A 21,243-nucleotide genomic window follows, 5' to 3' on the forward strand; every position below is an offset into this window, starting at 1 on the left:
GTCCAATTCGCCTCACTCCACAGCGCTCAGGCGAGCCTAGTGCTTGAACCGCGCGCCAATGCTGCGCCATTGTGGCGCCACCTTGGTGCGCGGGTCGATCCTGGGGCATTGGCGGCGTTGGAGGACGTGCGGACTGCGGCCAGCTTCTCGTTCGATCGCGATGTCCCGATGGCGACTGCGCCGGTCAATGGACTGGGCTGGTTTGGCCCGCCTGCGCTGGCAGTGCGGCGCGGCGGGCGCGCCGTCTCGGCCGATTTCACCCATGTCAAAGTGACCAAGGATGCGGACACGATCGCAATCCGCCTGGAAGACTCGCTGGAAGGCCTGCTGCTTGAGCAGACAATTTCCCGTGATCCTGGCGGGGCATTCCGGTTCGATGCGCGATTGACCAACACGGGCCGGGCACCGCTGGGCCTTGATTGGCTGGCAAGCGCGCTTGTGCCATTGCCACACCATTGCGAAGCGCTGGTTTCCTGGCGGGGGCGGCACAACGCGGAATTGGTCGAATGCCGCGAGGCGATGCCGCAGCAAGGCTGGAGCCGCGAAGGAAGGCGCGGAATTTCAGGACATGGCGGCCCGCCCGGCGTTGTCGTGCTGGGCGAAGGTGCCGGGCATCACGCGGGGTTGGTCCATGCGCTCCAACTCGCCTGGTCGGGCGATAGCCGGATCAGTGTTGAGCGGGACGATGAAGGCTACTGGCAGCTTAGCGCCGGGGCAGTGCTGCAGGCGGGCGAGGTGCTGCTTGAGCCGGGCCAGAGCTTTGCTGCGCCGCAAGCGATCCTGGCCGTTTCCAGCCGCGGCCGCAATGGCGCCATGGCCCAGCAGCACGCCGCCGTGCGGGCGCAGCTGCGCTGGCACGGTGGCACAATGCGGCCGCGCCCAGTGCATCTCAACAGCTGGGAGGCCTGCTATTTCGATCATGATGCGGCGCGGATCGGCGCGTTGGCCGAAGCGGCCGCGGCGATCGGGATAGAGCGCTTCGTGCTTGATGATGGCTGGTTCAAGGGCAGGGGTGATGACACCGCCGGGCTGGGCGATTGGACCTGCGATCCGTTGAAGTATCCGCGCGGACTGGCCCCACTGGCCGAAAAAGTGCGCTCGCTGGGGATGGAGTTTGGTTTGTGGGTTGAACCCGAAATGGTCAGCCCCGATAGCGATCTGTATCGCGCGCACCCTGATTGGGCCCTGCACTTGCCCGGCCGGGACCGACCGACCGCGCGCAACCAGCTGGTGCTCAATCTGGCAATGGCGCCGGTGCAGGATTATCTGTTCGGCGCGCTTGATACGCTGCTGCGCGAAACCCCGATCGCCTACCTCAAATGGGACCACAACCGTGATCTTGCGCCCGCCGGCGGCGCGGCACAGGTGGCGGGCAGCTATGATCTGTTGGCCCGTCTGCGCGCCGCGCATCCGGCGGTAGAGATTGAAGGTTGCGCTGGCGGCGGTGGCCGCAGCGATGCCGGATTGGCGCAGCAGGTTCACCGCTTGTGGACCAGCGACAACATTGATGCTGTCAGCCGCGTGCCGATGCAGCGCGGTTTTCTGGCCTTTCTGCCACCTGAAATGATGGGATCGCACGTCGGAGCCAGCCCGGCGCATGCCTCAGGTCGCAGCCAGTCGCTGGGTTTTCGCGCTGGCGTAGCGATGCCGGGGCACTTCGGGATCGAGCTTGATCCCCGGCAACTGGACGGTTCGGACCAGACAGAGCTGGCCGGCTGGATCGCATTTTACAAAGAGTGGCGCCGCGTGCTGCATGGTGGGCAGACCTGGCTGGGCGAAAGCGCCGATGGGCTTGTTTGGCAGGCGGCCGGAAGCGCAAGCGAATTCCTGCTGTTCGTTCTTCGCACTGACCCGCCGCTGGATCGCCGCCCGCAGCCGCTGCGCTTGCCGCACCTGGCGGATCACGGTGATGTGGCCATGCGACTGCTGTGCATGGGCGGTGGGCAGCTTGGCCACACGGTGCACAGTGCCGCGCTGTTCGATGCCATGAATTGTGCACCGCAATCCTTCACCGGTTCGTGGCTGGCGCAGGCTGGGTTGCCGGTCCCGCCGCTGGCGGCCGAAACGGTCGCAGTGTTCCACGGAGCAATGCGATGAGCCTGGCTGATCTGCCGCATCGCCGCCGCAACCTGTTGACCGGGGAGTGGCTGCTGGTATCGCCCCACCGGGCCAAGCGTCCCTGGCAAGGCGAGGCCGCAGCGCCGCCACTGCCGTCTGCGCCGGCGCACGATCCGGCCTGCCACCTGTGCGCCAACAATACCCGCGCCAACGGTGAGGTTAATCCCGGCTATGCTGGGACCTTCGTGTTTGCCAATGACTTTGCGGCCCTGCTGGACAACGGCGGGAGTGCACCTGACCACCCGTTGTTCGAAAGCACCCCGGCATGCGGCGAAGCGCGGGTGATCTGCTTCAGCCCGGATCACGGCGCTACCCTGGCGCGGTTGCCGACCGGTGGGCTGGACCGGGTGATAGAATGCTGGTGCGATCAATCGGCCGAACTTGGCGCGCGCTGGGCCCACGTCCAGCTGTTTGAGAACAAGGGCGCGATGATGGGCGCGTCCAGCCCGCATCCGCATGGGCAGGTTTGGGCCAGCGATTTCGTGCCACAGGAAGTGGCGAAAGAGGATCATCAGCAAAGAGAATTTCTGGCTTCGCGCAGGATGGTTTTGCTCGACGCAGTCGCTGAAGCGGAACTGGCCGAAGCCACACGGGTGGTTGAAGCCAATCTCAGCTGGTTGGCAGTTGTTCCGCACTGGGCAGCCTGGCCGTTCGAAGTGCTCTTGATTGCCCGCGATCCTGTGGCCCGGATCGAGGATTTATCAGTTACCGCCCGGGCTGATCTGGGGCTGATCCTGGCCCGGTTGCTGCGCCGCTATGATGGATTGTTCGGCTGCGATTTTCCCTATTCGATGGGGTGGCACGGCGCACCGCACGCGTATGAAGGCGATGTCGCCCATTGGCGGCTGCACGCCCATTTCCTGCCGCCGCTGCTGCGCTCTGCCAGTGTGCGCAAGCATATGGTCGGATTTGAGCTGCTGGGTGAAACGCAGCGCGATCTGACCCCCGAAGCCGCTGCGCAGCGGCTGCGCGCGGTGGAGATCGATTGATGCCGTTGCTGGAGCGCGCGCGCGCAGGATTTGCGAACGCCTTCGGGCAGGAGCCGCTCGGCGTGGCATTCGCGCCTGGCCGGGTCAATCTGATCGGGGAGCACGTCGATTACAACGATGGCCTGGTCTTGCCGATGCCGATCACAGCCGGGACTGCCGTTGCCTGGGGGCCAGCAGGCGCAGATACGGTCGAAGCCGTGGCGCTTGATTTCAACCAGGCCCGGGACCGGTTTAATCCGGCAACCGCCGCGCCGCTGAAGCCGCCCGGCTGGGAATCCTATGTCCGCGGTATGGCGCAGCTGGCGGGTCAGTCAGGCGTTGCGCTGGCGATCACCGGCTCGATCCCGCAAGGCTCGGGCCTGTCGTCATCGGCCTCGATGTGTGTGGCGGTTGGACGCGCCCTGGCTGCTGCGGCCCAGGCAGCAATTCCCGATCCGGCAGAATTGGCGCAGGCGGCGCGGCAGGTTGAGCACGACTGGGCCGGGGTCCATTGCGGAATAATGGATCAAATGGCGGTTGCTGCGGGGCAGCCTGGCGCCGCCCTGCTGCTGGATTGCAGAACCCTGCAAACCCGTCAGATTGCCTTGCCAGCCGACTGGGCAGTGATGGTGGTCCAGTCTGGCGTGGTGCGCGAACTGGCCAGTGGCCATTACAATGCGCGGCGCAGCGATTGCGAGTCTGCCGCGCGGCAGCTTGGCTTGCCGGCGTTGCGCGATGCCGATCCGGCCATAATCGCTGCGGCCGATCTGGATCCGGTAGTGCGCCGCCGGGCCTTGCATGTTGTTCAGGAAATCGAACGGGTTAAAGCGGCAGTGGGTGCAATTGAAACCGGGGATATTGAAAGCTTCGGCCGCTTGCTTCGCGCCAGCCATGCTTCGCTGCGTGATCTGTTCGAAGTCAGTGTTCCGCAAGTTGATCAACTTGCGGAACTGCTCAACGCCGCGATCTGCCGCGATGGCGGCGCCCGGATGACCGGCGGCGGGTTTGGCGGAGCTGTGGTGGCTGTGCTTCGCGCCGATCAGGTGGCGCGGGTCAAGGCAGCCGTGGAACAAGACTACAGCGCGCCTGGCGGCGCGCGTTTATCGATCATGATTGAAGGGGCAGGTGGCCAGGCCGCCGGGAAACTGAAATGAACCGAGTTGAAGCCAAATTGCCCGTCGGATCGGCCGACGCGATCTCTGCATGGAGGCCGCGCTTGATCGAGCCAGCGGCGCAGATTGCAACGATCACCGCTGCTGATGCGGCACCGATCTTTCCCGCGCTTGATCTGTGGGATAGCTGGCCGCTTGCCCGCGAGGATGGAACCACCGCAATCATCGGAGGCCGGCAGTACTGGTTTTTCCTCAGCTCGCCGCGCTTTGATGATCCCGGCAAACGCCACAGTGCGGCCAAAATCAGGCTTGCTTCGCATGGGTTAGACGGCTGGCGCGATCATGGTGATTGCCTGCCCGACGCGCTCAGCCCGGGCTCGCGCGAATGGGCGGGCAGTGCCGTGCTGCATGACGATCAGCAAAGCGTGACATTGTTCTTCACTGCCGCAGGACGGCGCGGCAGCGGCCACAGCTTTGAACAACGCCTGTTCGCTGCAAGCGGGCGGATTGGCAATGCCGGCCCGGGCGAATGGGCGGCAAGCGAGGAAGTGATCCGTCCCGATGGCAACCGGTATTTCGTGGCCGATGAGGGCGAAGGGACGCCCGGGATGATCAAGGCGTTTCGCGATCCTGCCTGGTTTCGCGATCCGGCCAACGGCCAGTGCCATTTGCTGTTCACCGCCAGTGCCGGATGGGACAATTCCGCCTTCAACGGGGTGATCGGTCTGGCGAGTCTGGATCAAGCTGGAAACTGGCGGCTTGATAATCCACTTATCGACGCAGTGGGGATCAACAACGAACTTGAACGGCCGCATGTTGTTGTGCGCGATGGGCGCTATTACCTGTTCTGGTCAACCCAGCGGCGGACCTTCAATCCGGCCGGCCCAAGCGGTCCCAACGGCCTTTATGCGATGGTCGGCGAAAGCCTGCGCGGTCCTTATCGGCCGGTCAACGGTTCCGGGCTGGTAGCCGCCAATCCGCCCGAAGAGCCAACCCAGGGCTACAGCTGGTGGGTGACCGGCGAAGGCGAGGTCTGGAGCTTTATCGACCATTGGGGAATGCAGGGCCGCAGTTTCGAGCAGGATCCGGCCCTGTTGCGCGGCCAGTTTGGCGGGACGCCCGCCCCGGTATTTCGGCTGGCCTTTGCCGGCGATGCCGTCTCATTACTCTGAATCCGGATCGTTTTGTGCGCCCGCAATATCACTATGCTGCTGCAGCCAACTGGCTGAGCGACCCCAATGGATTGGTCTATCATCAGGGCATCTGGCACTTGTTTTACCAGTACAACCCGTTGGGCGAGGACTGGGGCCATATGAGCTGGGGCCATGCGATCAGCCACGATCTGGCCGAATGGCAGGAACAGCCGGTGGCGATTGCCGAAGATGCCCAGCATATGATTTTCTCTGGCGCGGCCATAGCTGATCCTGGCGGTGCGGCCGGGTTTGGCCGCGATGCCCTGATCGCGCTCTACACCGCTTCTGCCGCGCATGGCCCCGCGCATCAAAGCCAGGCACTGGCATGGAGCACAGACCAGGGCCAAACCTGGCAGCGGTATGCCGGCAATCCTGTGATCGACCGGGGCCTGGCGGATTTTCGCGATCCAAATCTGTTTTGGCACGGGCCGACCGGGCGCTGGATCATGGTAGTGGCGCTTTCAGCAGAGAACCGCGCGCTGATCTATGCTTCGTCCGATCTGAAGCAGTGGGACGAGCTTTCGGTGATCCATGGCGCAGGCGCGCCGGGCCGGGTCTGGGAATGCCCGCTGCTGATCGAATTGCCGGTTGAAGGGACCGACGAAACCCGCTGGCTGTTCAAGGTTGATGTGCTGCACGATGGCCCTGGCGCAGGCGCCATCTATCAGACCGGGACCTTTGACGGGATCCGCTTTCAGCCCGATGGACCAGCCCTGGACCCGATCTGGCAAGTGGCCGATCATGGCCGTGATTTCTATGCGGCAGTCGCCTGGCACGAACCGCGCGACAATCAGCGGCGGCCGGTGTGGATCGGCTGGATGGGCAATCACGCCTATCAGGGGCAATTGCCGCAACAAGGCTGGCGCGGCGCGATGAGCGTACCGCGGCGGCTGTCACTGGGCCGCTCACCCCAAGGGTTTTGGCTGCGCCAGGAACCGGAACCCGCTGCAATTGCCGGGGTCCATGCCGTTCAGATCGGGACCACGGACATCGGGCAAGCCGCTCGGCTTGAAATTACCCATCCTGCCGATTTCTCAATGACAATTGAGGATTGTGACGGCCGGCTGCTTGAGGTTGTGCGCCAATCAAACCGCCTTGCAGTGGCCCGGCGCGATCCGGGATCGCCGTTTCTGGATGCGCAATGCACTGCTCCGATCGCAGCAGGCGAACCTGTTTGCCTGTGGCTTGACTGCGGAAGCCTTGAAATAGTGTCAAACGATGGCCGGACGGCCTTGACCTTGCAGCACCGCTTGAGTGGTGACGTGCTGTCGGTCCACTATGAGCAGGCTGCTGAAATTCCGGCTTTTCTGTAACACAAACAGGCCGGTTTTCGGCCCTAGGCAGTATCGCGGCGGATCAGGATCGGGTCCATCTCCACCGACGGACCTTCGCGGCCGGCGATCCGTTCATACAGCGCGCTCACCATCGCGCGCGCGCCTGTCGCGATATTCTGGCTGATCGTTGTCAGCCGCGGGATGGTCTGTTCGGCCAGCGGCAGGTCATCGAATCCGGTGACCGACACATCACGCGGCACCATCACGCCGCGATCGGCCAACGCCCGAACGGTATGCATCGCAATCAGATCAGATCCAGCGGCGATACCATCGGCTTCGGCCCCGATCCGCTCGACATGCGCCGCGATTTCGTCAGCCATTACTTCGGAAGCGAGGTGCGTATCGAGCTTGACCGGCTTGGCAAGGCCCGCGGCACTGGCCGCATCGCACAGCCCGCGGTAACGCTCGTGCAGTTCGGGTGCGGTTGTCTCACCCAGGAAAACCAGCCGCTTGCGCCCGGCGGCGATCAGGCATTCACCCGCCAGGCGTCCGCCGGTGCGATTGTCAACGCCAACCGTGCAGTGGATTTGCCCGGGCTTGTGACTGCCCCAGACCACCATCGGCTTATACCAGGCCGCTACACGCTCAATCGCTTCAAACTGATTCGATTGGCCGATCAGCAGAACGCCATCCAGCATCCCCGAATCGACAATTCGTTCCAACCAGTCCTCTGCATCGGGAATCACCCGGCTGAGCATGATGTCATATCCGTTTTCGGTCAGGGCATCGGCCAGATGGCCCAGGATTGACATGAAGAACGGATCGGAAAGGTGCTGGCGCTTTTCATGACCAAGCGGCACCACTACCCCGATCACCCGGGTTTCCTGAATCCGCAGCCGCCGCGCCATCTGATTGGGGCGATAGCCATGCTTGTGGGCCAGCGCCTGAATGCGTTCGCGGGTTTCTTTCTTAACCAGCGGGTTATTCGCCAATGCGCGCGAAACCGTGCCGGCATTGACGCCGGCCAGCAAAGCCAATTCCGCAATATTGCGGACGCGCGATGGGGCCATATCGGTCATGCAGTCGCAGGAAGGGTGTTGGTGAGCAGCATCGGTGACCCCTTAAGAGCCGAAACCGCGCGCAAGGTCCATCACAGACTGCCCGCATGACCCGGAATTGTGGTTAATCTGCCACAGTTACGGCATTCTGACAATCGATTGTGAAAACGCATTGCAATCGATTGTTATGTGTGCGAGTGACACGCTCGACTTGCATCATGCAGGCGCCAGTCCTGTTGGAGGGGAGAGGTTATGAAGAAATCCGTATTCCGGAATTGTGCTTCGGTTGTTGCCGTGGCGGCCGCTGCAATGCTTGCAGCACCAGCTATGGCGCAAGACGCGCCGCCGGCTGATGAAGCTGCTGAAGATAGCCTGAGCGACATCGTTGTCACCGCAGCGGGCGGCAACAAGACCAAGCTCAACAGCTCCGTCTCGGTGACCAGCATCGATAATGCCGTGATCGAAAACATGCAGCCTTCCTCGGAAGCCGAAGTGTTCCGCATGATCCCGGGGATCCAGGTGCCCGGCACTTCGGGCCCGGGCGGCAATTCGAACATCGCGGTTCGCGGGCTTCCCGTAGCAACCGGTGGTTCGCCCTTCGTGCAGATCCAGGAAGATGGCCTGCCGACTGTGCTGTTTGGCGATATCCAGTTTGGTAACAACGATTACTGGACCCACTATGACGCCACGGTTGACCGGGTTGAATCGGTCCGCGGTGGCGGTTCGACCACCTATGCCTCACAGGCTCCCGGTGCGGTAATCAACTACATCAGCGATACTGGCACCAAGGAAGGCGGCATGGTCCGGCTTTCGAAGGGCATCAATTATGACCAGACCAAGGTCGATTTCCGCGTTGGCGGTCCGCTGGGCGAAGGCCTGCGGTTCAGCGTTGGGGGTTACTTCAAGACCGGTCGCGGGCCGCTCCATGCCGATTTCAACGTCTCGGATTCGTTCCAGATCAAGGGCAACCTGACCAAGGAATTTGCTGACGGGCGCGGCTTCTTCCGCTTGCTGGTCAAGGTCGCCGATACCCGCGAACCGAACTACACCGGCGCGCCTGCACTGGCTTCGCTCAGCGGCAGCTCGTTTTCAAACGTTGCGCCGTTCCCCGGTTTCGATGGCCGCAAGGAATCGAACTACTCGATCTACAATCAGAACTTCCTGATTCTGGGCCGCAGCGGCCAGCTTGAACGGGTTGAGATGAGCGGGATCACCACCAAGGCGACCTCGGTAGGCGGCCAGTTCCATTATGAATTCGACAGCAACGTAACTGTCGATAACAACATGCGCTGGACCAAGATGAGCGGCGGCTTTACCTCACCGTTCCTCAATGTCGGAAACCGGCTCAATACCAATCCGGTTCCGGTTGGCTTCACCGCCTGCACTGCACCGTCATCCTATAGCGCCAATGGCGTGGTTGGCAGCTGCGTAAACGGCAGCGTCGTGGGTTCGGCCCGCTATGCTTCCGGGCCCAATGCCGGGCAGGTCTACACCGGCACCTATATTGACAACAACACCAACGTGCACACCAATATCCGCGATATCGGCAGCCTGGCCAACGATCTCAAACTGGCGGCAACGTTCGATGCCGGTGGTTCGGCCAAGGTTACTGCGCGCGCGGGCTTCTTCTATATGAACCAGAAGATCGCGATGGATTGGCACACCAACAAGTCAACGCGCGAAGTTAGCGGCAATAACCCCGCGCAGCTCGATCTTTATGATACTGCTGGGAACAAGCTGACCCAGGAAGGCATCTCGGGTTACAACAACAATTGGGGCAATTGCTGCGCGCGGGATTATGATCTCTCGTACACCAATACCGCTCCTTATGTTGCGCTGGAACTCGATAGCGATGCCTTTAACCTCGATGGTTCGGTCCGCTTCGAAAGCGTCAAGGCGTCGGGCGGCGGGACCATCGGCGGCAGCGAATTCCTGGTGAATTCGAACGGCGTCCTGATCCCCGCGATCACCTCGAACGGCAGCCGCGAAGTGCTTAACTACACCCGCAGCTACACCTCGTGGACCGGCGGCGCATTGTACAAGGTCAGCGGCGATACCAGCGTGTTCGTCCGTGCCTCACGCGGGGGCCGCTTCAACGGCGATCGGCAAACCTTTGGTGGCAAGATCGCCAGCGATGGTTCGCTTTGCACCAGCGCAATGGCGGCGGTTGGCACCATGGGCTGCGCCTCGGACGGCGTAACCCCGTCGGTTGATTTCGTGCGCCAGTACGAACTGGGCCTGAAGACCCGCGGCGATGCCATGGGCGGTCGTTACACGATCGAACTGACCGCGCTTAAAGGCAGCTTCAAGCAATCGACGTTTGAACTGTCGGCAACGCGTTGCCCCGGTGGTTCGGGCGGCTGCGTGATCGATGCCCGCTACAAGTCCTATGGGCTTGAATTCTACGGCACCTACCGCAGCGGCGGCTTTAGCCTGGTGGGCAATGCCACCTGGACCAAGGCCACCCGCTCGGGCGTGGACAGCAGCGGCAATCCGACGCCGTTCACCCGCGCGCCGTATATGCCGAACCTGATCTACACGGTGCAGGCCAACTACGATGTCAACGATATGGTTTCGTTCGGGGTGAATGCCACCGGCCAAAGCAATGTCATCGATGATGCCGGACGCAGCTATCCCGGCGGCGTGATCCTGGGGGTTGATTTCGCGGTTCGTCCGCTGCCCAACCTGGAACTGGGCGTGCAGGGCTATAACGTGTTCAACCGGTATGATCTGCGCGGCAGCGGCAATGTTGCCGATGGTTCGGTCAGCCCGGCAGTGATCGGAACTGGTCCGGCGCTGGGCCAGAACTGGACAGCATCGATCAAGTACAGCTTCTGATCGCCACGTTAAACCCAAAGGGTCGCAAGCTGGGGGAGGCAGTCGCAAGACTGCCTCCCCTTTTGCGCCAATGGGGGACTCGACACGAACCACCGAACGAAGCAGTAATCAATTGATGAACCCCACCGCCCAGCACTTGCGGCAGCTAGGCTTCGCCTTGCGCGAGGAGCAGCGCTATGGCGAAGCTGAAGCAGAGTTTGCCAGAGGGGCCATTCGGTTTGACCAGGATGCCGCCCTGGCATTCGGTCTGGCGCAAACCCGTTACGAGCTAGGGTATCCTGCTGCCGATCTGTTTGCGCGCGCCGCCGCTCTGGCGCCAGAGCATCCTGATATCGCCCGCAATCAGGCCCTGGCGCTGGTTTCGGAAAACAGAGCCGACGAGGCGCGCGCGCTGCTGACGGCACGGCTGGCGCGCCACCCCGATTGGCTCGATGGACACAAAGCGCTGGCGACGCTGAACTGGACCGAAGGAGATCGGGCCCATTTTTCCGATCACCTGGCCCAGGCCTGCCGGGCACAGCCAGGCAACGAAGCCTTGTGGCTGGCCTGGTTTCGCAATCTTGCCCAGGCCCGCGATTGGCCCGGCGCACTTGCGGTGCTGGATCAAGCCGAACACCAATTGGGGGAAATCCCTGCGATTGCGGTGTCGCGCTTGTTCGTTGCGGTTGAAAGCCGGGCCAGCACTGCCGCTGCAACGATTGCCGCGACGGCCCATTACCGGGGCGATGTATCCAGCCTGTGCCGGATCCGCCATGCCTTGCGCAGCGGCGAGCCGGAGCAGGCCGAGGCCGAGGCATTGCCGCTGACGGCCGGTCCATCGGCCGCGCTCTATTGGCCTTATCTTTCGCTGGCCTGGCGCTTGCGCGGTGATCCGCGGGCGCAATGGCTTGATCAGCCTGACGCGCTGATCCAGTCGCTGGAAAGCGGGCTCGGCCCGGCCGAACTTGGGGCCCTGGCCGCAGTGCTGCGCCCGTTTCACAACGCCGCAGCACCCTATATCGAGCAATCGGTTCGCGGCGGAACCCAAACCGATCGTTCGGTGTTGCTGCGCCATGAGCCAGAGCTGCAAGCGATCAAGGCCCGGTTGATGGAGCTGGTGCAAGACTATCTCGGCGGCTTGCCCCCGCACGATCCGGCGCATCCCTTGCTTGGCGCGGCGCGCGGCTCGCCATTGCTGATCGAGGGCAGCTGGTCGGTGCGGCTCGCCAGCCAGGGCCACAATGTTCCGCACACCCATGCGATGGGCTGGCTCTCCACTGCGTTTTACGTGGCTTTGCCTGAAAAATTGCATATGGGGCCGGCGCCGGCCGGGCACATCGCTTTTGGCACTGCTCCGGCTGAGCTGGGGCTCGATCTGCAGCCGTACCGCACAATCGAACCGGCGCCGGGCCGACTGGCGATTTTCCCCTCAACCATGTGGCACAGCACCGTGCCGTTCGGCGATGGCGAACGGCTGGTGATTGCCTTCGATGTCAAGCGCCCACCGGACTAGGAGAACCTGATGCAGACTGAAAATTCGATCCGTTCGGTGGTGATCGTTGGCGGCGGCACCGCTGGCTGGATGACTGCCGCCGCGCTGGCCAATGCGATCCGCACCGGGTGCACGATCACGCTGGTTGAAAGCGAGGAAATCGGCACAGTCGGCGTTGGCGAAGCGACGATCCCACCGATCCGCACGTTCAACGAAGCGCTGGGGATCGCAGAGAGCGATTTCGTCAAGGCAACCCAGGGTTCGTTCAAGCTGGGAATCCAGTTCGTGGGCTGGGGCGCTCAGGATTCCACCTATTTCCATCCTTTTGGAAGCTACGGGCGCAATTTTGATCTCCTGCCATTGCACCAGTACTGGCTGGCCGCCAAAGCGCGCGGCGATGCACCGCCGCTGGATGAATTGTGCATGGCCTGGGCGGCGGCCAAGCGCGGCAAATTTGCCCAGCCTTTGCCCGATCCGCGCAGCGTCCTTTCAACGTATGATTATGCGTATCACTTCGATGCCGGGCTTTATGCCAAATACCTGCGCGGCTATGCAGAGCAGCGCGCCGTGGTGCGGATCGAGGGCAAGGTTGGCGCTGCCGTGCTGGATGGAGCAAGCGGAAGGGTCAGCCACATCAAGCTGGAGGATGGCCGGGAAATCGCCGGCGATCTGTTTGTCGATTGCTCTGGCTTTCGGGGCTTGCTGATCGAAGGTGCACTGGAAACCGGCTATCAGGACTGGCGGCACTGGCTGCCGTGTGACAGCGCTTATGCTGTGCCTTGTGAACGGGCCGGCGAATTCACCCCATACACCCGATCAACCGCGCGCGCAGCGGGTTGGCAATGGCGCATTCCGCTGCAACACCGCACCGGCAATGGCCACGTGTTCTGCAGCGGGTTCATTTCCGATGATGAGGCAGCGGCCACCCTGATGGCCAATCTTGATGGTCAGGCGCTGGCTGAGCCGCGCAAGCTTTCGTTTGTAACCGGGCGGCGCAATCTGTTCTGGAACCGAAATGTTGTGGCGGTAGGCCTTTCGGGCGGTTTCATGGAGCCGCTGGAATCGACGTCGATCCACCTGATCCAGGCTGCGATATCAAAGTTGATCGCGTTGTTCCCCGATCGTGATTTCGATCCCTTGGTAATCGACGAATACAACCGCATCGCGATCAATGAATTTGAACGGATCCGCGATTTCATCATCCTCCACTACAAGCTGACCAGCCGTACCGATAGCGAGATGTGGCGCTATTGCGGGGCGATGGACGTGCCCGATACGGTTACCTGGAAGCTGGAGCATTTCCGCCGGAACGGCCGGCTGGTCCAGCGCGATGCCGATCTGTTCGGCCCGCCCAGCTGGCTGGCGGTGCATATTGGCCAGGGCAACATGCCGCACGGAACCGATCCGCTGTTGCCACTGCGCGGGGCCGATCATGCCGATCACCTCAAGAAGCTGGAAGCCGCGCTGGCCCGGGCCGCGGAAGGCCTGCCCAGCCATGCCGACTATGTTGCGCGCAATTGTGCGGCGGGCTGACAGGTCTCGAACTAGGCCAGCGCCCTGCGGCCCAGCGCGATGGCGCCCGTAATCCCGGCCTCGTCGCCCAGGGCGGGCGCGGTGATGTAGCTTTCCAGACCGGGATCAAGTTGCGGGGCTTTGATATAGCCAGCTAGCCGGGCCTGGGTTGCCTTGCGCAGTGCCGGGATCAGGCCGGGCGCTTTCATCACCCCGCCGCCGAAAATCATCCGGTCTGGCATGTGCAGCAGGATCAGGTTCACCGCCAACTGCGCGACATAGTCTGCGATCAGTTCGATCTTGTCGGCCGGGCTGCCCAGTTCAGACAGACTTTGTCCCCAGCGCCCCTTGATTGCCGGGCCGGCCGCCAGTCCTTCAAGGCAATCGCCGTGGAATGGGCAAAACCCGGCATATGGATCGCGCGCCGGATCGCGGGCGATCGGGATGTGGCCGGTTTCGAAGTGTGAAAAGCCCATCAGCGACTTGCCGTCTTGCAGCACGCCGCTGCCCACTCCGGTTCCTACCGTGGTATAGGCAAGCGTCCTGCAGCCCTGACCGGCGCCCTTTTCCCATTCGCCCAGCGCCGCGCCTGCCACATCGGTATCGACCACGATCGGAGCCCCGAACCGGTCCAGCACATCGTGATACCGTGCCCCCGACCAGCCGGGTTTGGGCGTGGTGGTGAACGTGCCATAGGCGGGCGAGGCGGGATCAATATCAATCGGGCCAAAGCTGCCGACCCCGAAAGCGGATATCGCTCCGTGCGTGGCTGCGGCCTGTTCAAAGAAGGCGGCCAGATCAGGAAAGCACTCTGCCGGACTGCGGGTGGCGATCCGGGTTTCGGCCAGCACGGTTCCATCCGCGCGGGCCAGTGCCAGCACAAATTTGGTGCCGCCAGCCTCGATTGCCCCAATATTCCTTTGATCCACGCCAGCCGCCCTCAACCATGTCTGCCACACGCGACTTCACACTTATCCGGCCGCAATTGCAATCCATTGCATGCCGATTGAAACGGTTTCAGGCGGGGCGCGCTGTGGCACAAGGTTTTGCGCAGGCCGTGGCACAGTTCTGCACGGCGGGTGCTGCCGCCAGATGCCTGGAAAGAAATTTTTCTGCCAAGGATGAATACGGAATTGCGATTAACCACGAATGTGCTTAAGAACCTGCTCAAGCGTGGCGTTCGGGGCACAATCGTAACGGCTCGCTTAACAGGGATGGCTAGAATAACGCAATCGTTTCAGTGCGTTATGATCTCCACGCTCGGTTATATTGGTGCTTTGGACGGGTTCGGCCCGCCAGTGTGCCGGTAGGAATGGAACCAAAAAAATAAGAATAATTGGGTCGCGCCAACAGTATTAGCTTAAGGCGATTAAGTGGCGAAAAATCCAAGTGGTGCGGCGGCTGATGGAGAACAGCAAGCCCCGCCAAACAAATACAGCCAGTCAAACGGGCTTCCTGCTTTGTTGTCCAGTCTGGACATAGGAATCGCGTTTACTTCGTACCAGTCGGGCTGCCTTTATTTGCTGGGCGCGCGCGGTGGCTTGCCGCATCTTCACGAATGCGCTGTTCCGCGCCCGATGGGCCTGGCCCGCGATGGCGAAGGCGCTTTCGTGCTTGCATCCGGCCACCAGATTATCCGTTTCGCCAATCCGCTGGATGCGCACGAAAGCATCAACGGGCAGTTCGATACCTGCTTCGTGCCGCGCAATATCACCATGACCGGCGAGCTTGATTCGCATGACATCGGGATCTGCGACGATGGCAGCCTGGTGTTCATCAGCACCCGGATGAACTGCATTGCCGCGCCCGATCCGCGCCACAGCTTTCGCAAGGTCTGGTCGCCCTCGTTCATCAGCGAACTGGTCGATGAAGACCGCTGCCACCTGAATGGGCTGGCGATGCGCGATGGCAAACCGGCTTATGTTACCGCCGTCAGCAAGAGCGATACGATCGACGGCTGGCGTGATCGGCGCGGCAATGGCGGCGTGGTGATCGATGTCGAGAGCGGCGAGATCGTCTGCGAAGGCCTGTCGATGCCGCATTCTCCGCGCTGGCACCAGGGCGAGCTGTGGGTGCTCAATTCGGGCACCGGAGAGCTGGGCGTGGTCGAGGGCCTTGGTCAGGGCGCCGGCAAGGGCAAAGGCAAATTCGTCCCCCGGGTTTTCTGCCCCGGCTTTGCGCGCGGGCTTTCGTTCCATGGCGATCTGGCCTTCGTCGGCTTGTCGCGGCCGCGGTATGAGCGGTTCGAAGGGCTTGAGCTGGATCAGCGGCTGCGCGATGCCGATAGCGAGCCGTGGTGCGGCGTTCAGGTGATCGATATTCGCCGCAATGCCTGCGTTCAATGGTTCCGGATCGATGGCACCGTTGCTGAACTTTATGATGTCGAAGTCTTGCCGAAAATCGGCCGGTCGATGGCAATCAGCCCCAATTCCCGCGATGCTGCGGGTTTCGTTACCTGGCAGGGCCGCAATGCCGCACAGGCATCAGGCCAGGATTCCGTGCTTGAACTGACCGATCCAATCGACGTTGAAACACCTCCTCCTGCCAAAACCCCAACCCCGAAATCCGCGAAGGCTGCACCGCAGCCTGCCGCCATCAAATCCTAACTGGAAGAGCCCGACCCATGACCCAGAGCAAGATGAATTTCGCCCCCGGCACCAGCGTTATCCTGCGCGGCGGACGCGTAACCAAGTGGAAGGGCCAGGCGGCCAGCTATGCCCCGCATGTCGGAATTGCGCTTGGCGGCGTATCCAGCACCGCCCTGGCGATGGGTCTGGCCTTTGCCGGGGTTGCGCTGACACCGGGTATGGCGCGGGCGGGTACTTGCCTTGAAACCGCGCCCGGATCGGGCATCTGGAACTGTTCGGGTCCGGTTGCAGCCGATCCGCCGCAGGTGCTCAGCGCCGCTGGAAACGCAACCGCCACCACCGCTCCGGGCTTCAGCATTGTCGTGGCAGGTACCGCGATTACGCTGAGCGGGAACGGCACGGTATCCTTTACCGATGCCAATGCATCGACGATCACCGGCTCCACATCGGGCCTGCTGGTGACAAACACCGGCACCGGCACCACCAGCGTGACCACAACCGGTCCGGTGATCGGTGCTGGCGGCAATGCAGTAGACGTTACCAATACGGCTGTTGGCAACGGGGTAACGATCAGCACAGTCGATACCGATGGCAACGTCGGCGGGATCTATGGCCGCAACTTTGGCAGCGGCGCGCTCAGCATCACATCCAGCGGGACTGCGGTTGGCAACACCAGTTCGGGCATCTACGGCAAGAACGATATTTATGGCACCAACCTGACGATCGTGGCCAACACATCCACCGGCACAACCGGGATCGGCGCCTCGAACTTTGGCATCGGCAATCTTTCGATCACATCTTCCGGGACCGCCACTGGCACCGCCGGCAACGGGATCGGTGCCTTTAACAGCGTGTACAGCGGCGGCCTGACGATCAACGCCGCAAATGTCACTGGCAATAACAACGGGATCGAAGCCGCGCATTATGGCGCAGGCGCGCTCAGCGTAACGGCAACCGGCACGGTCACCGGCACCAATGGCATCGGTATTCGGGCGTTCAACATCAACGGCACCGGCACCACCATTTCGGCCAGCACCACCAACGGCGCTACCACCGGCATTCAGGGGATCAACTATAGCGGCGCGATGACCATCACGGCCACCGGGGCCACCACTAGCACCTCCGGCGTTGGTATCTTTGCCTATAACGGGTCCGCAGCCACCAATCTGACGATCAACGCCGCCAGCGTCAGCGGCGGCACAGACGGGATTGAGGCCCGAAATCTGGGAACCGGCAGCACCAGCATCACCGCGACCGGCAATGTCACCGGTACCGGCGGCGGCAGCGATGGGATCCACGCCTATAACGATGCCAGCACCACTGGGCTGACCATCACGGCAACTAGCGTCACCGGCAATGATGATGGGATCGATGCCATCAATCTGGGCACTGCTGGCGCGCTCAGCATTACGTCAACAGGGCTGGCCACTGGCCAAACCGGAGACGGGATCTATGGCCGCAACCTCGGCACCAGCCTGACCATCACCGCCAACAGCGCCACCGGCAGCAACGACGGGATCGATGCCCGCAACTTTGGCACCGGCTTGCTCAGCGTTACCTCAACCGGCACCTCAACCGGCACCAACGCCGATGGGATCCGCGCCTTCAATTACAACGGCACCAGCCTGACGGTAAATGCCAACAACACCAGCGGCGGTTACGGCGATGGGATTGAAGCCAATAACCAGGGCAGCGGTGCGCTCAGCGTCACATCTACCGGCCTTGCCAATGGCGCGTTTGATGGGATCCGTGCCACCAATAGCAGCGGAACCACCAGCCTGACGGTTAATGCCAACAATTCGACTGGCCTTTATGGCTCAGGGATCGAAACTGACAATTTTGGCACCGGCGCAACCAGCATTACCTCAACCGGCACGGCATCCAGCACCTTCAGCGATGGCATCAATGCCAACAACGCTACCTATGGCACCAGCCTGACGATCACGGCCAATATCAGCAACGGCTATGACGACGGAATCGATGCCTCCAACAATGGCAGCGGCGCGCTCAGCATTACCTCCACCGGGCTGGCCACCGGCCGGACTGATGACGGAATCTATGGCCGCAACACCGGCACCAACCTGACTATCCTGGCCAACAATACCGCCGGAAATGGCGACGGGATCGATGCCCGCAATTTCGGCACCGGCGCAACCAGCGTTACCTCAACCGGCACGGCATCCAGCACCTTCAGCAACGGCATCAATGCCTACAACGCTGCCTATGGCACCAGCCTGACGATCACGGCCAACATCACCACCGGCCGCAACAACGGGATCTATGCCCGCAATACCGGCAGCGGCGCGCTCACCCTCACCTCCACCGGCACGGCAACCGGCACCTATCAAGATGGCATTCATGCCTTCAACCAGGGCACCGATCTGACGATCACGGCCGCCAGCAGCAGCGGCGGTGACGATGGGATCGAAGGCCGCAATGCTGGCAGCGGCGCGATCAGCATTACCTCCACCGGCAACGCCAGCGGAACCAATGGCGCAGGGATCGAAGCCTACAATAGCTACAATGGCACCAACCTGATGGTTAATGCCAACAACAGCAGCGGGTACCTTTACGGGATCCAGGCCTACAACCGCGGCACCGGCGTGCTCAGCATCACGTCCACAGGAACCGCGTCCGCGGCTTATCGCGATGGTATTCATGCGCGCAATACCGGCAATGCCACCGATCTGACGATCTCGTCCAATATCGCTACTGGCGCTGACGATGGGATCTCTGCGCGCAACGATGGTTCGGGCTTGCTCAGCATCACCGCAACCGGGAATACTACCGGATCCGGCAATGATGGGATCAATGCCTACAATTCCTCCAACGGCACCAGCTTGACCATCACCGCCACCAACACCACCGGCGATGATGACGGGATCGATGCCACCAACCGCGGCATCGGCGCGCTGGCGATCACCTCAACCGGCCTGGCCCGCGGAATCTATGGTGACGGGATCTATGCCCGCAATGGTTATACCGGCTACTATGGTGGCGCCGTTGGCACCAATCTGACCATTACGGCCTACAATTCATCCGGCAGTGATGACGGGATCGATGCGATCAATCGCGGCAGCGGCGCGCTGACGATCACATCAACCGGCGCGGCAAACGGCGCAAGTGATGATGGGATCTATGCCCGCAACGGCAATGTCAATTACTACACTGGCGCCACCGGCACCGATCTGACGATCACGGCCAGCAACACATCCGGCCGGGACGATGGGATCGATGCGATCAATCGCGGCACCGGCGCGACGTTGATCACGTCAACCGGACTGGCGAATGGAACCCTTGGTGACGGGATCTATGCCCGTAACGGCAGCAATACCTTCTTCAGTGGCACCACCGGCACCAATCTGACTATCGTGGCCAACAATTCCACTGGCGGTGACGATGGGATTGATGCGATCAACCAGGGCACCGGCGCGCTCAGCGTTACCTCAACCGGAACCGCTCGCGGCCGCGGTGACGATGGGATCTATGCCCGCAACGGCAATCTCAATTACTACACTGGCTCCACCGGCACTAGCCTGACCGTCGTGGCCAACAACTCCTATGGTTACGATGACGGCATTGATGCTCGCAACTATGGCACGGGCGCGCTTGGCATCACATCAACCGGCACCGCGGACGGTCAATATGGCAGTGGCATCTATGGCCGCAACGAGATCAACGGTACCAACCTGACGATCACGGCCAACAACAGCAGCGGGTACATCAGCGGGATAGTTGCCACCAACAACGGCACAGGCTCGCTCAGCATCACCTCGACCGGCACTGCGGATGGGGAATATAGCAATGGCATCCAGGCCTACAACAACGGCACCAGCCTGACGATCACGGCCAACAACAGCAGCGGCTATAATGATGGGATCGACGCGGATAACCGCGGCACCGGCGCGCTCAGCGTCACCTCGACCGGCACAGCGACCGGAGCTAATGGCACTGGGTTATATCTCTTCAACAGCAGCAACGGCACCAGCCTGACGGTTACTGCCAACGACAGCACCGGCGGCAATGACGGGATTGAGGCCACCAACATCGGCACAGGCGCGCTCAACATCACCTCAACCGGCACCGCAACCGGAGCTTATGGCAATGGGATCTCAGCCTATAATTCATCAAACGGTACCAGCCTGACTGTTACCGCCAACAACGCCTCGGGCGGCTTCAACGGCATCCGAACCATCAGCAAAGGCAGCGGCGGCGCGACGGTAAACCTGAATGGCACCGCCCAGGGCGGAACCGGCGCTGCGATTGATACCTTTACTCCGGCCGGCGCGCCGACCAATGCTCCGGGCAGCATGACCACGATCAATATCGCGGCGACTGGCAATGCGGTGGCCGGATCTTCGGGTGTTGCGGTCCGCAACGATGATGGCAACAGCGTTGTCAACGTTGTGGCTGGCGGTCTGATCAACGGTCAGGTTGTGCTGGGCGACGGCAGCGATGCAGTGAATCTGGCTGGCAACGGTGTGCTGGCCGGTATCACCCTGCTTGACGGCGGTGATGACATGGCGACCGGTGACGGGATGACTGACACCCTGTCGTTCAACAACGTTACCGCGACGACCAATGGTGCGAACGTCATCAATTGGGAAGTCATCAACATCGCCAACGGCACGCTTGGGTTCACCAACGCTGCGCTCAGCACCGGCACGCTCAACGTGAATTCGGGCGGGCGGCTTGATGGATCGAACAGCCTGGTCGTGACTGCCAATGTGAATGTCGCTGCCGGGGGCACGGTGATCGCTGGCAATGCCGCTGGCACCAATGTGATGCAGATCGCGGGCAATCTGACCAATGCCGGAACGGTTGACATGCGCAGCCCCACCGGGATCAGCGCTGCTGGCGATCGTTTGACCGTAACCGGGAATTACACCGGTGCTGCGGGCAGCGTGATCCGGCTGGACACCGCGCTTGGCGCCGATGCTTCGCCAACCGATCGGTTGATCGTAAACGGCAATCTGACCGGGGCCAGCACCCTGGTGGTCACCAATGTCGGTGGGATCGGTTCGCTGACCTCGGGCGATGGGATCAAGCTGGTTCAGGTTGATGGCACATCATCGGCAGGCGCGCTTACCCTCACGGGCGGGCAGGTCAAT

At 62.0% G+C, this 21,243-nt stretch carries 12 protein-coding genes; 10 read left to right on the forward strand and 2 right to left on the reverse strand.

All coding sequences use genetic code 11. The annotated features are described in order from the left end of the window. Positions 1 to 39 precede the first annotated feature (39 nt). Genes ABL914_RS07390 through ABL914_RS07410 form a run of 5 tightly spaced genes read left to right on the forward strand, consistent with a single transcriptional unit; the run spans position 40 to position 6,704 of the window. Entirely contained in the window at positions 40 to 2,097 is a 2,058-nt protein-coding gene (locus ABL914_RS07390; protein ID WP_391562527.1) for an alpha-galactosidase, read from the forward strand. Continuing rightward, complete coding sequence (locus tag ABL914_RS07395) at positions 2,094 to 3,107, forward strand: UDP-glucose--hexose-1-phosphate uridylyltransferase (RefSeq protein WP_391562528.1); 1,014 nt, start codon at positions 2,094 to 2,096, stop codon at positions 3,105 to 3,107. The genes ABL914_RS07390 and ABL914_RS07395 overlap by 4 nt, the downstream gene beginning before the upstream one ends. Beyond that, entirely contained in the window at positions 3,107 to 4,240 is a 1,134-nt protein-coding gene (gene galK / locus ABL914_RS07400) for a galactokinase (RefSeq protein WP_391562529.1), read from the forward strand. The genes ABL914_RS07395 and galK overlap by 1 nt, the downstream gene beginning before the upstream one ends. After that, the gene (locus ABL914_RS07405) at positions 4,237 to 5,370 is read left to right on the forward strand and encodes a glycoside hydrolase family 68 protein (RefSeq protein ID WP_391562530.1); all 1,134 of its coding nucleotides are present in this window, start codon (positions 4,237 to 4,239) and stop codon (positions 5,368 to 5,370) included. Before galK ends, ABL914_RS07405 begins: the two co-directional genes overlap by 4 nt. A gap of 14 nt (positions 5,371 to 5,384) precedes the next feature. Continuing rightward, a complete protein-coding gene (locus tag ABL914_RS07410) occupies positions 5,385 to 6,704 on the forward strand; it encodes a glycoside hydrolase family 32 protein (protein ID WP_391562531.1) in 1,320 nt (439 codons plus the stop codon). A 23-nt stretch (positions 6,705 to 6,727) separates the two neighbouring features. On the opposite strand, the gene ABL914_RS07415 is transcribed toward ABL914_RS07410, so the two are convergent. Next, the gene (locus tag ABL914_RS07415; RefSeq protein ID WP_391562532.1) at positions 6,728 to 7,744 is read right to left on the reverse strand and encodes a LacI family DNA-binding transcriptional regulator; all 1,017 of its coding nucleotides are present in this window, start codon (positions 7,742 to 7,744) and stop codon (positions 6,728 to 6,730) included. Positions 7,745 to 8,032: 288 nt separating this feature from the next. Here ABL914_RS07415 and ABL914_RS07420 point away from each other — a divergent pair, with 288 nt between their 5' ends. The 3 genes from ABL914_RS07420 (at position 8,033) to ABL914_RS07430 (ending at position 13,565) form a co-directional block, all read left to right on the forward strand. Continuing rightward, a complete protein-coding gene (locus tag ABL914_RS07420; RefSeq protein ID WP_391562533.1) occupies positions 8,033 to 10,561 on the forward strand; it encodes a TonB-dependent receptor in 2,529 nt (842 codons plus the stop codon). Between the two features lie 115 nt (positions 10,562 to 10,676). Beyond that, a complete protein-coding gene (locus ABL914_RS07425) occupies positions 10,677 to 12,053 on the forward strand; it encodes a putative 2OG-Fe(II) oxygenase (protein ID WP_391562534.1) in 1,377 nt (458 codons plus the stop codon). Between the two features lie 9 nt (positions 12,054 to 12,062). Next, complete coding sequence (locus ABL914_RS07430; RefSeq protein ID WP_391562535.1) at positions 12,063 to 13,565, forward strand: tryptophan halogenase family protein; 1,503 nt, start codon at positions 12,063 to 12,065, stop codon at positions 13,563 to 13,565. An 11-nt stretch (positions 13,566 to 13,576) separates the two neighbouring features. Here ABL914_RS07430 and ABL914_RS07435 read toward each other — a convergent pair whose 3' ends face one another. Continuing rightward, positions 13,577 to 14,473: an ROK family protein gene (locus tag ABL914_RS07435; protein ID WP_391562536.1), complete on the reverse strand. Its 897-nt coding sequence runs from the start codon at positions 14,471 to 14,473 to the stop codon at positions 13,577 to 13,579. Positions 14,474 to 14,917: 444 nt separating this feature from the next. Here ABL914_RS07435 and ABL914_RS07440 point away from each other — a divergent pair, with 444 nt between their 5' ends. Next, positions 14,918 to 16,150, forward strand: coding sequence for a TIGR03032 family protein (locus tag ABL914_RS07440; RefSeq protein WP_391562537.1), 1,233 nt, complete (start codon positions 14,918 to 14,920; stop codon positions 16,148 to 16,150). A 17-nt stretch (positions 16,151 to 16,167) separates the two neighbouring features. After that, positions 16,168 to 21,243 (forward strand): beta strand repeat-containing protein (locus ABL914_RS07445; RefSeq protein ID WP_391562538.1); only part of this gene is annotated, 5,076 nt, incomplete at its 3' end.

It is taken from the genome of Novosphingobium sp. (assembly GCF_040079535.1).
In the GTDB taxonomy this organism is placed as follows: domain Bacteria; phylum Pseudomonadota; class Alphaproteobacteria; order Sphingomonadales; family Sphingomonadaceae; genus Novosphingobium.

Excerpts from the sequence above, each read along its gene's own strand:
- ABL914_RS07395 (WP_391562528.1), top strand. The coding sequence starts at position 2,094 with ATGAGCCTGGCTGATCTGCCGCATCGCCGCCGCAACCTGTTGACCGGG.
- ABL914_RS07420 (WP_391562533.1), top strand. The coding sequence starts at position 8,033 with ATGCTTGCAGCACCAGCTATGGCGCAAGACGCGCCGCCGGCTGATGAA.
- ABL914_RS07430 (WP_391562535.1), top strand. The coding sequence starts at position 12,063 with ATGCAGACTGAAAATTCGATCCGTTCGGTGGTGATCGTTGGCGGCGGC.
- ABL914_RS07415 (WP_391562532.1), bottom strand. The coding sequence starts at position 7,744 with ATGACCGATATGGCCCCATCGCGCGTCCGCAATATTGCGGAATTGGCT.
- galK (WP_391562529.1), top strand. The coding sequence starts at position 3,107 with ATGCCGTTGCTGGAGCGCGCGCGCGCAGGATTTGCGAACGCCTTCGGG.
- ABL914_RS07425 (WP_391562534.1), top strand. The coding sequence starts at position 10,677 with ATGAACCCCACCGCCCAGCACTTGCGGCAGCTAGGCTTCGCCTTGCGC.
- ABL914_RS07405 (WP_391562530.1), top strand. The coding sequence starts at position 4,237 with ATGAACCGAGTTGAAGCCAAATTGCCCGTCGGATCGGCCGACGCGATC.